Here is a 14,100-nt window from a genome sequence, read left to right as displayed (position 1 = left end):
CAACAGGATTGTAACCGTATTAAGGGCAATACCTGTGTCAGTTCATTCGTTGGTTCTTTGTTCATCAAACGATTGATTGCGTTTACATTTTCATATGGAATGAACCTCATTCCTCAGGGTTGTTACTGATTGCAGGCAAAACCTGAATTGAGGGCAGTAGACCACGCTAAAGCGATGTCTGTTTGCCTTCGGTTCAGGTTTTTTTATATAAAAAAATGCCTGATGGCATGACCGCAAGCGCCGTAGCAGATATTTCGAGCAGAAAGGAGCGCAGCAGATTTAATTTTTCCTAAATAGAGATATAGACTCATCCAGACATTGGAATACTGATTCTTAGATACGCATCTCAAATGGACATTCCAATGAACTTATCCCATCACACACTATTCGACAGCGAGGAGATTTATGACATGAAAACCATTAAACGTTCGATTGCTGTAGCAACCATTCTGGGGTTATGTGTATCCGCTCTACCAGCTTATGCAGCAGGCAATACAGGACCTACTTCTTCTGCAGCGATGGACAAGCTGATCCAATCCGAGCTTATTCGCGGCAGCGGTCAAGGTGTTAATGCAGCTTATCTGAACAAAAAGGCAACACGCATTCAGGCCGCAGTACTTTACTTGCGTTTGTCCGGATTGGAGAAAGAAGCACTCGCTTATCAGGGATCGGAAACGTACGACGATGCGGCTCAGGCAGGCAAAGTATTGCAACCGATCGTTGGTTACTTGAAGCAGCATCCGTATGTGTCTGAGATCGTAACAGGAACGGAGAAGTTTGAACCTAATGCACCCCTTACAGCGGAAGGTTATGCCGAAATGCTGCTGAAGGTGCTTGGATATGAAGCAGGTACGGATTATGAGCAGGGAGCGGCTTCCACCTATGCGACTGGGAAAGGAATCATGGCGCTTCAAGAGAAGGGAGCGAGTCAACTTACCAACCGCCTGATGGCAGAGGCAACCGCACAGGCTTTGCAGATACAGCTCAAGAATGGCAGTGGAACCTTGGAGCAGAGTTGGTTGAAACATAAAGAGGCTGGGGCGTTCCGACCTCAAACGGTGCAACAGACCAAGTATGGCGCGATTGATGGCAAGACCTATGAGCAATATGGCACGCTCGGTTGGCTTGGTGTTCCATACGCGGCACCTCCGGTAGGTGAACTGCGCTGGAGAGCCCCGCAAGAACCGGAATCATGGACAGGAACCAGATCGGCTAAGGAATTTGCAGCGAACAGCTTGCAGATCTCCGGCAAGACGACAGCGGGAAGCGAAGATTCGTTGTATCTTAATATCTGGCGTCCCGACACAACCAGTTCGAAACTTCCGGTTATGGTGTTCCTGCACGGCGGCGGGAATATGACCGGATCAGGTAAAGATTTTCAAGGTGAACAGCTCGCACGGAGTACCAACAGCATTATCATTTCCGTGAATTACCGTTTGGGAGCCCTTGGATTTTTCGAGAATGCAGCACTGAAAACAGGCAATGCCCTGGATGACTCCGGTAACTACGGTCTGCTCGATGCATTCCGTGCACTAGAGTGGGTACAGGATAATATCGAAGGTTTTGGCGGAGATACAGGCAATGTTACATTAGCCGGACAATCTGCGGGTGCACGTGATGTGCTGGCAACTCTGATCTCTCCACTTAGCAAAGGACTGTATCAAAAAGCAGTTGCTTTCAGCGGAGGATTAACGACAGCATCACCTGAAGAAGGCGAGCAAAAATCTGAGGATGTACTTGTGAAGCTGCTCGTGCAAGATGAGAAAGCGGCTAACGCAGAAGAAGCAAAAGCATGGATTGGCAAACAATCTCAGGCACAGCTGGAGAGTTACTTGCGTGCACTGCCTGCGGACAAGTTGGTCACAGCGTTTGGTGCAACCGCAATCCGTATGGACCCATTCCCGCATCTGTTCCGTGATGGCACAGTGATTCCAAAAGAAGGATTTGACGCCATCAATAATGGCAATTACACGAAAGTTCCTGTATTGCTCGGCAGCTTGGAAACGGAGTTCTCCGGTTTTGCCTTCGGTGATCCAAATTTCTCTCCATCCATCACGGATGAGACTCTGTTTACTGATAAAACCAAGGCGGAACAATATGCTGCTGCGTTGAAATACGGTAGCGAAGCTTATGCAGGCTTTAATGCAGAGCGTGTAGCGGAGCAATTGACCAGTGAAGCAGGTCAGCCACCGGTATATGCGTATCGTTTTGCATGGGGCACACAACCAGGGGTCATCTCTGAGCGTTTGCTCACGTTACTGGGTGCACCACATGGTGCGGATATGGACTTCTATACAGGACACGCAGACGGAATTGCTGCCTACTTCCCTGAGGGGTATTTTAGCGATACAAACAAACCAGGACGTGATCAGTTGTCCGCCGCGATGGCAGCATATCTGAAGCAGTTCCTGTACACAGGCAATCCAGGTACGGGTGGATCACCTGATCTGGCGGCATGGACACCTTGGACGAAAGATGCTCAAGCCCCAATCATGCGTCTGGATGCAAGCAATACAACGGCAGAGATTGGCATGTCCACACAATATAATCAAGGCAAAGACGCCGTTATGGCAAAGATGAAAAAAGAATTGCCTGAAGAAACGTACAAACTGTTGACGGAAAAAGTGTTCGCAGGTCGTTTCTTCTGGGAATAAGGATTACCGGATAGGAAGGTATATATAGATAAATTGAAAGCCAAGGGAGCATGCTCTCTTGGCTTTTTGTACTGTTCGTTATGCTTAATTATGGTATTCTTGTAAATATAAATTAATATGATATGGGAAAGGGGAAAACTTACATTATGGATGGAGTTAGTAATTTTGGTATTGCTGGGATTATAACGCTATTAATTTTCTTTATTATGATTGGTCTTGTATTATATCTGGTTTTCTATCTTGGGATGAAGAGGTCTGGCGTCAAAGAGGAAGTATCCGCATTAAGGATGGAAGTGCGATTGTTACAAGAAGAAGTAGAGAGGAACAGACGGGAATTGGAAAATATAAAGTCTCGTTAACTTTTCGAACCACTATTTGTGGATACGCGGAATGGTGTGGGTACAACAGGATGAGAGGATAGGGGCTCTTCGCCCCTTCCTGCTCAATACAGTGTGAAACGTTCAATTCAGCCTTTGCATACCAAGGACACTTGATCTATTTCTTGGCAAAAAAACTAAGTGTTCCGGTGCTTTCATCTGCACTCACAAACAGGCTACGTCCGTTAACACGATGAATTCCCTCTGGTGATTCTCCAGCTGTAGGAATCAGACCCAGGTAGTCCGGATTGACTGGATCAGCAAGATCGAAGAACAAAATGGCATCTGCCCGTTCAGAAGCTACGGCTGCATATGTTGTACCGTCTACAGTAGCAACGGTTAGGTTCTCCACTTCACTTCCCTTGTTGGGACTGCGATCATCCGGGTACAAGCCAACCCTAGCGGTTGCCTGGTCAATGAGGTTCTGACTATCGTACATCCGCTTGCCTTGCAGATTCCAGACAGCAATATTACGTCCGCCTGCTTTTACACTATCCTCAAATTCATTCTTGCCCAAATCCCCTTCATTGGCTGTCAGCAGGTATTTACCATCTGCCGAGAAAGCAATCCCATCTGGTTCATAACGAGCCGTCAACGTCTCTTTAAACTGAACAATACCATCATCTTTCAGATCCGCTTGATGTGAAGTAGTACCCAAAGCGAAGATTGAGCTGATTTTTTTCGTCTCCAGATCCACGATAGCAACGACATTGTTTTCCTGTAGCGTGATAGCTGCTGTTTTACTATCTGGACTAATGGCAACATACTCCGGTTGTGGATCATGCGGATAGATGGCGCCTTCTACATTTTCTAGAGATACCGGTAAGTTGGTGATCTCGCCCTCCAATACGTTCCCGCCAGCAAAAGATACTACCATAATGCTACCCGGACGTTTGGTGTTGGCATAGTCAATTTCATCGGTAGCTTTATTCAGCTCCTCATCCTCTATCGCGATCACCGTATGCAGACCGTCAGGTGACAGTGCAATCGAGTCAGGACCAATGCCCAGTTCATACGTTTTGACGGTTTTGTAGGTTGTCAGATCCACAATGGCAAGCAACCCTTTGTTTGCTTCACTGTCTGTGTCCCCTGTACGAATGACAGCAAGTCCGTATTTACCATCTTTGGACACGGTTACGCTTGTAACTTCAGCTTTGGCGGAGAGGTCATGGAAGCTGACCGTCTTTAATACGTTGATGTTTTTCAAGTCAGCAATGTCCAGTACGGCAATGCTGCCATTGTCTGCTTCGGTTACGAGCAGGCGCTGTCCATCTGGCGTAGAGGCTGATATTTCCGCTTTGCCACCAGGCATCTGAAACGATGCGGTCTGTTCAAAACCGGTTTTATTTTGTTTCAGGATCAGTTGATCCGTAATTAATTTTAGCGTTTGTGAAGATACATACGTTGTACCTTTGGTGATGTAGCTTTTACTGTCCAAAGGGGTTTTCACACCGTTGATGGTGGCTGAAGACGTCCCTACAGGAAGTTGTACTTTAGTATCTGCGATCTGGATATCAACACTGCGACTGCTTCCGTTCCATGTGACCGTACCCTGCATATTTTGGATGGCTGTGCGCAGTACGACATGATCATTGGTGGTTTTAGTTGCGTCAGCGGCATGAATCATTGATGTGTAGCTGGTTGCTCCTGCGGTAAGAATGGCAGTCATCGACAGAACGGCGAGCCATTGATTTCTCTTTTTCAATGTTCCAGATCCCCTTTATCGTTTCGTGTGTGATGTCATGTACAACTGCTTCAGTATAAGAAAGAAACGTTAAGCAATGGTAAAAAGGCAGGTCGAATTGTGTAAAAGATTAAACGGGAACCTTCATAATTTATAGGACTGGTCGAACGGGAGAAAATACGCTAGAATTATAATTGAGAATCATTATCAATTAATTCGGGCTTTCTTTACTGACAAGTCTGATCAAGATATAGGCGAGGTGAATACCCATGCGCACAGATGATGCATTAGGCGTAGTATATCAGCATTACCTGACCCAGGAACCTTACAGTCAGCAAGATGAACATACGTATCTGCTCTCTCCCAAGGCGGGCAGTGGTAATATTAAAAGAGTAACGACATACAGTGGCATTGAGATTTTATATTCCCAGGTTGAATATCATCAGCCGTATCCAACGTATTTTGCGTCCGAGACACCCATTGTGGAATTGCAATTTGCCTTGTCAGGAGAGCGAAATGTGGATATATCCGGTCAGGATTATTCATTATCGATAGGGCAAGGGGCCCTTATTTTTATGCATGATTTCAAAGCGTGGTTTCATCCTCCGGCAAGGGAGCTGTATACGTCCTTTTCGCTGGGGATTCCGGTTTCTCTGTTCAATTATGCTGCGGCGCAACTGGGCAGTTTCAAGTCGATTGCGTTTAATCAGGTGTTAGGGCGAAAAGTGTTTAAGCCAATTGTATTTCAATTGGATAATCGGATACGAACGATGATCGACAGTTTGATTGTGGAATTAAACAACAGTTATCGATCATCCTTAATGATGGAAGCGACAGCCTTGGAGATCTTGAATCGATTTATGATCCAATTGTTTGATCTGGCGCCAATCCCCGCGGGATTCTCCAGAGAGGACATCCGGAAGTTACATACGGCACGGGAGATTATGGAGGCTTGTATGGTAGATCCTCCATCTTTGCTAGCATTGTCCAGACAGGTGGGTCTTAACGATTTTAAATTAAAAAAAGGATTCAAGACACTTTTCGGAAGCACGGTGTTCGAATATTTGCGTCAGGTTCGTCTCGACAACGCCATGAAGTTGTTGCGCAATCAGGATAACAACGTCACCGAGGCCGCGATTGCGGTCGGTTATAGTAATGTCAGTGCCTTTTCGCAGCAATTTTATCGCAAATTCGGCGTGAAGCCCTCTGAAATGAAAAAGATTTATTAATAAATCCGTCTTGCCGTGAATTTTTCCGTATAGAGGCAGTGGGGATTCTCTCAGCCTTGTATACTCCAGGTACAGTGGATACTGTACTGAAATATAGAGGAGTGTATAAGCATGAACAGAATCAGAGGAAGTATTTTTTTTAGCGTATTCGCAGCCATGTTGGGTCTGATGCTGATTGCACCCATTATGCCACCGCTTATTCGGGAGTTAGGCATGAAAGAAAGCCATTCCGGTCTTATTATTTCGCTGGGGTCCATTATGATGGCTGTTATGGCTCCGGTATGGGGCAGATTCAGTGATCTGAAGGGCAGAAAACCCGTCATATTGATTGGATTCATAGGTATGGCTGTTAGCTGTGCGTTATTTGCTATGGCATTGTATGGAGGATTGAATGCATGGATCGGAGGAGGCGTATTGCTTACCCTTCTGATTGTGACGCGCAGTCTGATCGGCATGTTTATTCCGGCCGTTCTCTCTTCTGCCCAGGCCTATATGGGTGATGTGACAGAAGGGAAGGAGCGGGCAAGCGGGATGGCCATGATCAGCGCTGCGAATGGACTTGGCCTTGTATTTGGACCCGCCATTGCAGGAGCATTTACTATCATCGGTCTGCTGTGGCCTCTTTATTTTGGCATTTTTATAGCGATCGCTGCATTTATTATCGCTTTGTTATTAATTCCAGCAGCCAAACCGGTCATTCAGGCAAAGCCGCCTAAAGTCAACCCGTTTCAACGTGGATTACGAATGTATCTTGCTGCGGGTTTGGTTACGATGATTGGCATCATGACATTGCAAGTTGTCGGGGGATTTTATTTTCAGGATCAACTGGCTCTATCACCAGCCGCGACGGCCCAAATGGTTTCGTTTGGACTCATGTTCTCTGGAGCAGCCATGTTGATCATGCAGGTCATTCAGATGAAATGGTTGAAATGGCAGCCACGTCCAATGATTATGCTCGGGTCCCTTTTCTTGATCGCAAGTATGATCCTGTTTCTGGTCTTCAATGTGTTACCCATGTATTATTTCTCATTCTTCCTGTTCGGCATGGGTTCGGGTCTGATGATGCCGGGGTTCATGGCAGGTGCTTCGCTCGCGGTCAGCAAAGAACAGCAGGGAGGTGCGGCAGGGTTGGTAGCAGCGATTCAAGGGATATCTGCCGTCATTACTCCGTTACTTACAACGACACTCTACCAGGTGGATAGACATATTCCATTTATGTTCGTAGCTGTTCTGGTCGTCTTGCTGGCAATCATGATGCTGGGAATGCGGAAAAATGAATCCAATACTGTAGCGGACGCCATTCATTCGGTATAGTCAGAAAAAGTCAGAAGGTCAAAAAAGGTCAAAACGAAAGAAAAAAGGATCTATTTTAAAATAGTGAACTAAGGTGTAAGATAATCGTTTTATTTCGACTTTTACGGACTTTGAGCCTGATTTGCGCTGGTATTATAATAATCCATGTAAGCAACAACAATACACCAACCACACAAAAGGAGCTGATTTTCATGTTTGATCTGATTCCGTTTCGTAAACGAAATGAAGACCCATTCGGACACATGTTGAAATCCTTCAATGACATGGTTGAGACCTCATTCCTCTCCCCTTTTGGAACTGGCTCCCAGCCATTTCGGACCGACATTCGTGAAGAAGTAGACAAATATTCGGTTGAAGCCGAGCTGCCGGGCATCGCCAAAGAGGATATAGACATTCAGGTTCAAGGTAATGAATTGATTATTCGTGCCAAACGCAATGATGTGGTGGAGCAGAAGGATGACTCCAATCGCATCATTCGGCAGGAACGCCGATCCGGTGAATTTATCCGACGTTTCTATGTTGATCATATTGATGAGGAGCACATTAAGGCCAAATTGGAAGAAGGTGTGCTGAAGCTCGAGATTCCGAAACGTCCTGGTGATGATCAATCTCGCAGACGCATTCAGATTGACTAATACACAGTGGAAAAAAATAGTTTCCTAACATGGTGAAAAGCATGCAGGAGACATCCATAAGGATGTTTTCTGCATGCTTTTTTTCATATGAATTGGACGATACACAACTGACTATCCATTGTGCTGGTTCCGAGTTATTTCTCTGCTGCTGCTTGCATCAGGGCATATATCTTACGTGTGGTATTCACGTTTCTTACGGTCATATAAGCATAGACTTTGGACCCCACAAGCTTGTTCATGCCACTTTTGGATGCATCTTCTCTGCTGACTGAATACAAAATGGCTCCGGGAACATAGATCAGTGTGCCGATTTCCGGTTTGATGGGCAGCTGGTCCAGCACGGTGGGCTCATTGATCTCGTCCCAGAGGAACATCACATCACTTTTGGCGGTGTCATCATTAACCCATTCTTCTGGCAGTGCCTGAATAACGCATTGAACTTCATCCATATTCCGCACCATTACCTTGATCTGTAAGCCAAAATCAGCGGCGATGGCCTGTTCTAACAAAAGGGATATCTCCCTATTTGCATCGGCACGTTCCTGATGATCGGCAAAAATAATATTGCCAGAGTTGATATAGGTAACGACGTCCAGCATGCCTGCTTGTTCAAACGTTTCTTTCAGCTGCTTCATATTGATTTTATTGTTCCCGCCTACATTAATGCCCCGCAACAAGGCTACATAGTTCATAGGGATGCCCCTCCAATTCCTTCAATTCACTGTTTTAACAAAAGGACAGATACTCGAACAGATGTGCAGTATACTCTTCTCCCAATAGATCCTGCAATAAAGGTTCAACTTGCTCCAGATACTCGGGCTTGGTTTCATAGGTTTCCTCATCTTTTACTTCTCCGGCATAGGTGCGCGCCGCTTCAATCAGGATGGCTAGTGCACTGAAAAAGTCTGACAGCGAATCAGCAACACGGTTTGGTTCTCCCCCTGTAAAAGCCGCATATACAGGAGAGTTCGGCGATTCAGTATCTACAATTAACGGATCATCGTTAAAGTTTGCGATGACGACGTGATTTTTTGGCCAAGTGGAGGACTCCTCATAAGGTTCATTCATGCCAATCCAGCGGAACCCCAGTTGCTGACGAAGCAGATGTTCAGGTGCCACAAAGGAAATAGTTGCGGCATCACCGATCTCGACGGCGGCATTTTTCATTTTGAGTGTACCTTCCGCATCCGCATCCATCATTTCATAATGACTGTACAGATACTGAAGTTCTGGAGAAAGAGGTATTCGTGTATCCACTTCCGGCTGGTGATGTTGTTCGCGTGGACGCAGATCATGATTTTGGAAAAGTCCATAAGATTCATTATATAAATCCTGCTGTTCCACCAAACGGCTCAAGGCCGCATCCAGTTGTTGCATGATGTCTGAGTCCTCCTAATAACATTGATATAATAACAGGCCGATTCGTTTGATTCTTGGCTATAAGCATTATACTATATCAAAGATAAATTCAAAAAAACATTTGAATACGTTTACATTCATGAGTGGACATGATATACTTTCACTCAATTAAGGATTGTTACTGCTTCGGGCAGGCAAAACCTGAACATCACTATTCGTGGACTTTGTTCCATTCATATTGTTGTTCGGGTTTTTTTGCATTGATCCCAACCCAACTAACGTCACGCTGTACAGAAGAAAGGGGAGCATTATAACAAGAGAAAATGGTTTAATATTTTTGCCGCAGGTTGTCTCAGTGTAATCCTGGTGATTAGTGGATGCGCATCCAAAGCGCCAGAAACCGCAAGTGACACACCGAATCAGCCGACAGAACAGACAGAGAATGAAACCCAGGAACCTGCAAACAACCAAACTGCCAAAGGCAGAACAGTGATTACAACCGACGGTGAAGTGGATGATATGAACTCGGTCATTCGTTTTCTCTTGTATTCGAATGAGATGGACCTCGCCGGAATTGTACTAACCAGTTCGGTGTATCATTATGCTGGAGACGAGGAAGCGGGGATCAAACCGTTCCGGTGGACAGGCACACAGTGGGTATACGACATGATCGATGCCTATGGCGAGATATATCCCAACTTGTCCAAACATGCGGAGGGCTATCCGGAGCCAGAACAGCTTCGAGCGATGACCAAGATCGGTAATATTTCCGATAAAGGGGAGATGGAGAAGGAAACCGAAGGTTCCGAGTTCCTCGAAACTCTTTTCCTCGACGATGACTCCCGTGATCTGATTGTTCAGACCTGGGGTGGCACCAATACCACAGCCCGAGCGCTGAAATCGATTGAGGAACAGTACAAGGACACGGCTGAGTGGGAAACGATTCGCAAAAAAGTCAGTGATAAACTGGTCCTGTATATCATTCTGGATCAGGATGACAGCTACAACGAATACATTGCGAAGAATTGGCCGGATATCCGCATTCTTAATGACCAATCGAACTTCTGGCATTTTGCCTATGCATGGAAGATGCATGCCGAAGAAGTGAACAGCAAACTTCATGGTGACTGGATGATCAAGAATATTTTGAATGGACATGGCAAGCTGATGGATATGTATGCATCGATGGGTGACGGCAAAATGATCGAAGGCGAACTGGCCGAAGAACAGCGGGGAAGTGCTGAATATCTCAAGAACAATCCACAATATGACAAGTACGATTTTATATCCGAGGGTGATTCTCCTTCCTTCTTTTATCTGATCGATAATGGGCTGCGCAGTATGGAAGACCCTTCCTACGGCGGTTGGGGTGGACGCTTTGGCGTCGTGAACGACAAGCTGTTTAGAAACAATGTGCTTGATTACGATCCCTATACGAAACGGTATGAAGCCGAGTACTCTTTGATGAGATGGTTTGACGATATCCAGGATGATTTTGCAGCACGTGCAGATTGGGCAGTTGCAGACACTTACGAAGGTGCCAACCATAATCCGTCATTAACGATTAAAGAAGGGTTGGATCTGAGTGTTAGTCCTGGGGAGGAAGTTACTCTTCACGCGGAAGGCACAGACCCGGATGGAGATCAACTGACGTATACGTGGTGGAGATATTTCGAAGCGGACACATATGAGGATCCCAAAGTAACACCGAACAAAGTTCAGCCTGAAATGGCGGGTGATCTGCAGCTTGGATTACATCGTGAACTTGCCAAGGATGAGCAGGTGGATACGATAAAATTGCAGGGCAGTGACACCGAAGCGGTGACATTTACCGTTCCTGACGATGCCAAATCGGGTGATACCCTTCATATCGTTGCCGAAGTACAAGATGATGGAGAGCATCAGTTGAAGCATTATCAACGTGTGATCCTAACCGTAAAATAAAGAAATAGAGGGGTTGTCCCAAAAGTCATCAACATGGCTGGTGGGACGCCCCTTTTATTTGTGTAATCTCATCGTAATCGATTCATTAACGTTGGATGCCTGACCAGAAGACATTCCAGGTGATCGCCAAAGCTAGTTCATAGGATTGCCGTGTCTCATACACGAGCTGTACATCCAATCCATCCATCACGGTGACAAAGGCTACGGTGGCTTCTTCCGGACTCAGGCGTATATCGGAATGTCTGGTAAATACGGCTGCCAGCTCTTCCTTCAGTGTCCCGAGGTACGTTCGATACTGGGCCAGTACAAAATCATGCACCTCCAGTGGTGTGATAAAGGACAGGATATACATAAAAGCGACGTTTGGATGAGTTAGAAAGCGATTTTTGTGTTCATGCAAAAAGGCATATAACTGCTGATCCAGAGTTTGGGTAACAGACTTACTGAAAAATTGGCGTACAAACTGTTGTTCCTCCTGCACAACTTCCTCATATAACTCCAGCAATAACTCTTTTTTGGATGAATAATGATAAGCCAGAGATTGCTTGCGGATGCCTGCCTCTTCGGCAATCTGCGCCATCTTGGTCCCCTCGTAACCCAGACGATTAAAATGTTGAATGGCAATTTCCTTGATTCGTTTTTTACTCAATGTCTACCTCCAGTTGGCGAGCTGTATACCTCTGCTGTTTTTGGGAGTATACCAAATATAACAAGATATATACCACAAAAATGCCTATAGAGATAGCATACACCACCGTATAGGAAAATGCAGAAGCCACCACGCCCAGAATCAACGAACCACCACCAATTCCGAGGTCAAAGAAGTTAAAGAAGGAAGCCATCGCACTTTCGTGCTCATGTTCTTCTACAAGATTCACACACCAGGTCTGAATCGCCGGGAATATGGCACCAAAACCAAAGCCGTATAACGCACCGGCGATCAGGAATTGCACATCACTCTGGGCGATAATCAGAACCAGTAGCCCCGCGATTGCAAACACGGCAGAAGGTAACAACACGGAACCTGGTCCCCATCGATCAAACATTTTCCCCGAGAACAGTCGAACGGCGAAGCTGGCAATGGCGACGATGAAGAAAAACCAGGCTATATTCTCAAACCCTCTTTCCGCAGCGAATAAAGCCACAAAAGACATGATCGAACCGGCTGCAATACCAACGAGCATAATGAGAAGGGAAGGGAAGAGTACCTTCTTTTCAATCAGTTTCACCGAAGGGACATGAGTTTGCAGGGACTCGCTACTACCTCCTGTTTTCGGCTTTCTGGATACAAACACTGTCATCAGGAGAGCTAACAGCAAAATGCACATACCTCCCATAAACAGGCTCTGGTAGTCGTACCTAAACAACAAGCTTGTTCCAATCAATGGACCGATGGATATAGCGACCGTCTCCCCTACGCCGAAATACCCCATACCTTCTCCCCGGCGATCTCTTGGTATGTTTTCAGTGGCAATCGTTGCAAAATATGTCGTTGCCAAACCAAATCCGAATCCGTGGATTACTCGAAATACAAGAATCATCCAAATACCTGACGATAGGTAGTATGCGCCTGTCATTAATGCACAGATAGTGATACCGATAATTAACAGAACCTTTTTATCTATTCGAGCTGCCAAAACCGAAGTGAAGGGTCGAATCAAGATGGCGGAAAACATAAATACGCCGGTAACAAGCCCGATTTGGGAGGCTTCGCCACCAAGACTTGAGACAAACAAAGGCAAGGTGGGAAGCAACATCTCAAAGGCCATAAACAATAATGCGTTGGCTAACATGATAAATAGGAATGATCTACCCCAGAGTTGCTGAGGAGTTGGGCTGTGTGTTGAAGTAATCATGGTTTTCCTCCGTAATGTTGATCTCTGTCGCGCGACATGTTGAACCGATTTTACCTGACGATCGTCAGATTGTAAAGTGCGTATTCAGAGCAGGGTTCATGATTTTTTGGTAGGTGAGAGAAGTTATTAATAATTTTTAAACCATATCCCAACATTTTCCGATATAATAATCAGATCAAATGATTCGAGAGAGTACTACCTCAGAGAGGTGATATGAAATGACGATTGATGTGCTTGTTAGAAATAATGTTAAAGTGCTTGGCTCGGGTAGCCAAACGATTGTATTTGCGCATGGATTTGGATGTGATCAGGACATGTGGCGTTACATCGTCCCTGCTTTTAGCGAAAACTATCGTGTAATTTTGTTTGATTATGTTGGATCTGGCGAATCTCAAATCAACTATTATGATGCTGTTAAATATAACAACCTTGAAGGGTACGCCCAGGATGTGCTGGAAATTATGGAAGCACTTGAATTAAGAGATAGCATATTTGTCGGTCATTCTGTCAGCAGTATGATCGGCATGCTGGCATCCATTCAGAACCCCAAATATTTCAAACAGATTGTCATGTTGGGGCCTTCCCCACGTTATGTGAATGATCTTCCAAGTTATTATGGAGGTTTTGATCGGAATGATATCGATGAATTGCTTGAGATGATGCAGATTAATTTTATAGGCTGGGCAAGTTATCTGGCACCGATTGTGATGAACAATCCGGAACGGAAAGATCTGGCGGAAGAGTTGGAGAAAAGCTTCTGTTCCAGAGATCCGCATATTGCGAGACAATTTGCCGAAGTGACGTTTTTATCTGACTGTCGTATTGATCTGGATCAGGCAACTGTACCAACGTTGATTCTTCAGTGTTCCGAGGACAGTATTGCCCCGGTTGAAGTAGGGGATTATTTACACGCTCATCTGAAGAATAGCAGGTTGCAACAGATGACGGCCAAGGGACATTATCCACATCTAAGTCAACCGGAAGAAACGATCCGAATGATTAAGGATTATTTGACGAGCGCATAAAATTCGGAAGAAAGGCTGTTATT

At 45.5% G+C, this 14,100-nt stretch carries 12 protein-coding genes; 7 read left to right on the top strand and 5 right to left on the bottom strand.

Features of this window, described 5'->3' with window-relative positions; genetic code table 11:
• Positions 1-410 precede the first annotated feature (410 nt).
• Together AC4E8D_RS23065 and AC4E8D_RS23060 are read left to right on the top strand one after the other, a co-directional pair.
• Positions 411-2,654: a carboxylesterase/lipase family protein gene (locus tag AC4E8D_RS23065; RefSeq protein WP_221824469.1), complete on the top strand. Its 2,244-nt coding sequence runs from the start codon at positions 411-413 to the stop codon at positions 2,652-2,654.
• Between the two features lie 122 nt (positions 2,655-2,776).
• Complete coding sequence (locus tag AC4E8D_RS23060) at positions 2,777-3,013, top strand: hypothetical protein (protein ID WP_490205256.1); 237 nt, start codon at positions 2,777-2,779, stop codon at positions 3,011-3,013.
• A 136-nt stretch (positions 3,014-3,149) separates the two neighbouring features.
• On the opposite strand, the gene AC4E8D_RS23055 is transcribed toward AC4E8D_RS23060, so the two are convergent.
• The gene (locus AC4E8D_RS23055) at positions 3,150-4,736 is read right to left on the bottom strand and encodes a choice-of-anchor I domain-containing protein (RefSeq protein ID WP_221824465.1); all 1,587 of its coding nucleotides are present in this window, start codon (positions 4,734-4,736) and stop codon (positions 3,150-3,152) included.
• 248 nt (positions 4,737-4,984) lie between these two features.
• Between AC4E8D_RS23055 and AC4E8D_RS23050 the strand changes: the two genes are divergently transcribed.
• The 3 genes from AC4E8D_RS23050 to AC4E8D_RS23040 all read left to right on the top strand — a co-directional run bounded on the left by AC4E8D_RS23050 (position 4,985) and on the right by AC4E8D_RS23040 (position 7,893).
• A complete protein-coding gene (locus AC4E8D_RS23050) occupies positions 4,985-5,944 on the top strand; it encodes a helix-turn-helix transcriptional regulator (RefSeq protein ID WP_221824463.1) in 960 nt (319 codons plus the stop codon).
• A 111-nt stretch (positions 5,945-6,055) separates the two neighbouring features.
• Positions 6,056-7,258, top strand: coding sequence for an MFS transporter (locus AC4E8D_RS23045; RefSeq protein ID WP_221824462.1), 1,203 nt, complete (start codon positions 6,056-6,058; stop codon positions 7,256-7,258).
• Positions 7,259-7,449: 191 nt separating this feature from the next.
• Positions 7,450-7,893 (top strand): Hsp20/alpha crystallin family protein, encoded by a 444-nt coding sequence (locus tag AC4E8D_RS23040; RefSeq protein WP_221824460.1) that lies wholly within the window; start codon positions 7,450-7,452, stop codon positions 7,891-7,893.
• A 134-nt stretch (positions 7,894-8,027) separates the two neighbouring features.
• Here the strand turns inward: AC4E8D_RS23040 and AC4E8D_RS23035 are convergent, their stop codons facing one another.
• Together AC4E8D_RS23035 and AC4E8D_RS23030 are read right to left on the bottom strand one after the other, a co-directional pair.
• Positions 8,028-8,585 carry a DUF1697 domain-containing protein gene (locus AC4E8D_RS23035; protein WP_221824458.1) on the bottom strand — a complete coding sequence of 186 codons (558 nt, stop codon included), beginning with the start codon at positions 8,583-8,585 and terminating at the stop codon, positions 8,028-8,030.
• Between the two features lie 34 nt (positions 8,586-8,619).
• Positions 8,620-9,270 (bottom strand): hypothetical protein, encoded by a 651-nt coding sequence (locus AC4E8D_RS23030; protein ID WP_221824455.1) that lies wholly within the window; start codon positions 9,268-9,270, stop codon positions 8,620-8,622.
• Between the two features lie 348 nt (positions 9,271-9,618).
• Between AC4E8D_RS23030 and AC4E8D_RS23025 the strand changes: the two genes are divergently transcribed.
• Positions 9,619-11,196 (top strand): DUF1593 domain-containing protein, encoded by a 1,578-nt coding sequence (locus AC4E8D_RS23025; RefSeq protein ID WP_490205255.1) that lies wholly within the window; start codon positions 9,619-9,621, stop codon positions 11,194-11,196.
• Positions 11,197-11,281: 85 nt separating this feature from the next.
• On the opposite strand, the gene AC4E8D_RS23020 is transcribed toward AC4E8D_RS23025, so the two are convergent.
• Positions 11,282-11,845: a TetR/AcrR family transcriptional regulator gene (locus tag AC4E8D_RS23020; protein WP_221824453.1), complete on the bottom strand. Its 564-nt coding sequence runs from the start codon at positions 11,843-11,845 to the stop codon at positions 11,282-11,284.
• The gene (locus tag AC4E8D_RS23015; RefSeq protein WP_221824451.1) at positions 11,838-13,052 is read right to left on the bottom strand and encodes an MFS transporter; all 1,215 of its coding nucleotides are present in this window, start codon (positions 13,050-13,052) and stop codon (positions 11,838-11,840) included. The genes AC4E8D_RS23020 and AC4E8D_RS23015 overlap by 8 nt, the downstream gene beginning before the upstream one ends.
• A gap of 218 nt (positions 13,053-13,270) precedes the next feature.
• On the opposite strand from AC4E8D_RS23015, the gene AC4E8D_RS23010 reads away from it, so the two are divergent.
• The gene (locus AC4E8D_RS23010; RefSeq protein WP_221824449.1) at positions 13,271-14,077 is read left to right on the top strand and encodes an alpha/beta fold hydrolase; all 807 of its coding nucleotides are present in this window, start codon (positions 13,271-13,273) and stop codon (positions 14,075-14,077) included.
• Positions 14,078-14,100 lie beyond the last annotated feature (23 nt).

Source organism: Paenibacillus sp. SRL342, assembly GCF_984798905.1.
This window is presented reverse-complemented; position numbering and strand designations above follow the sequence as displayed.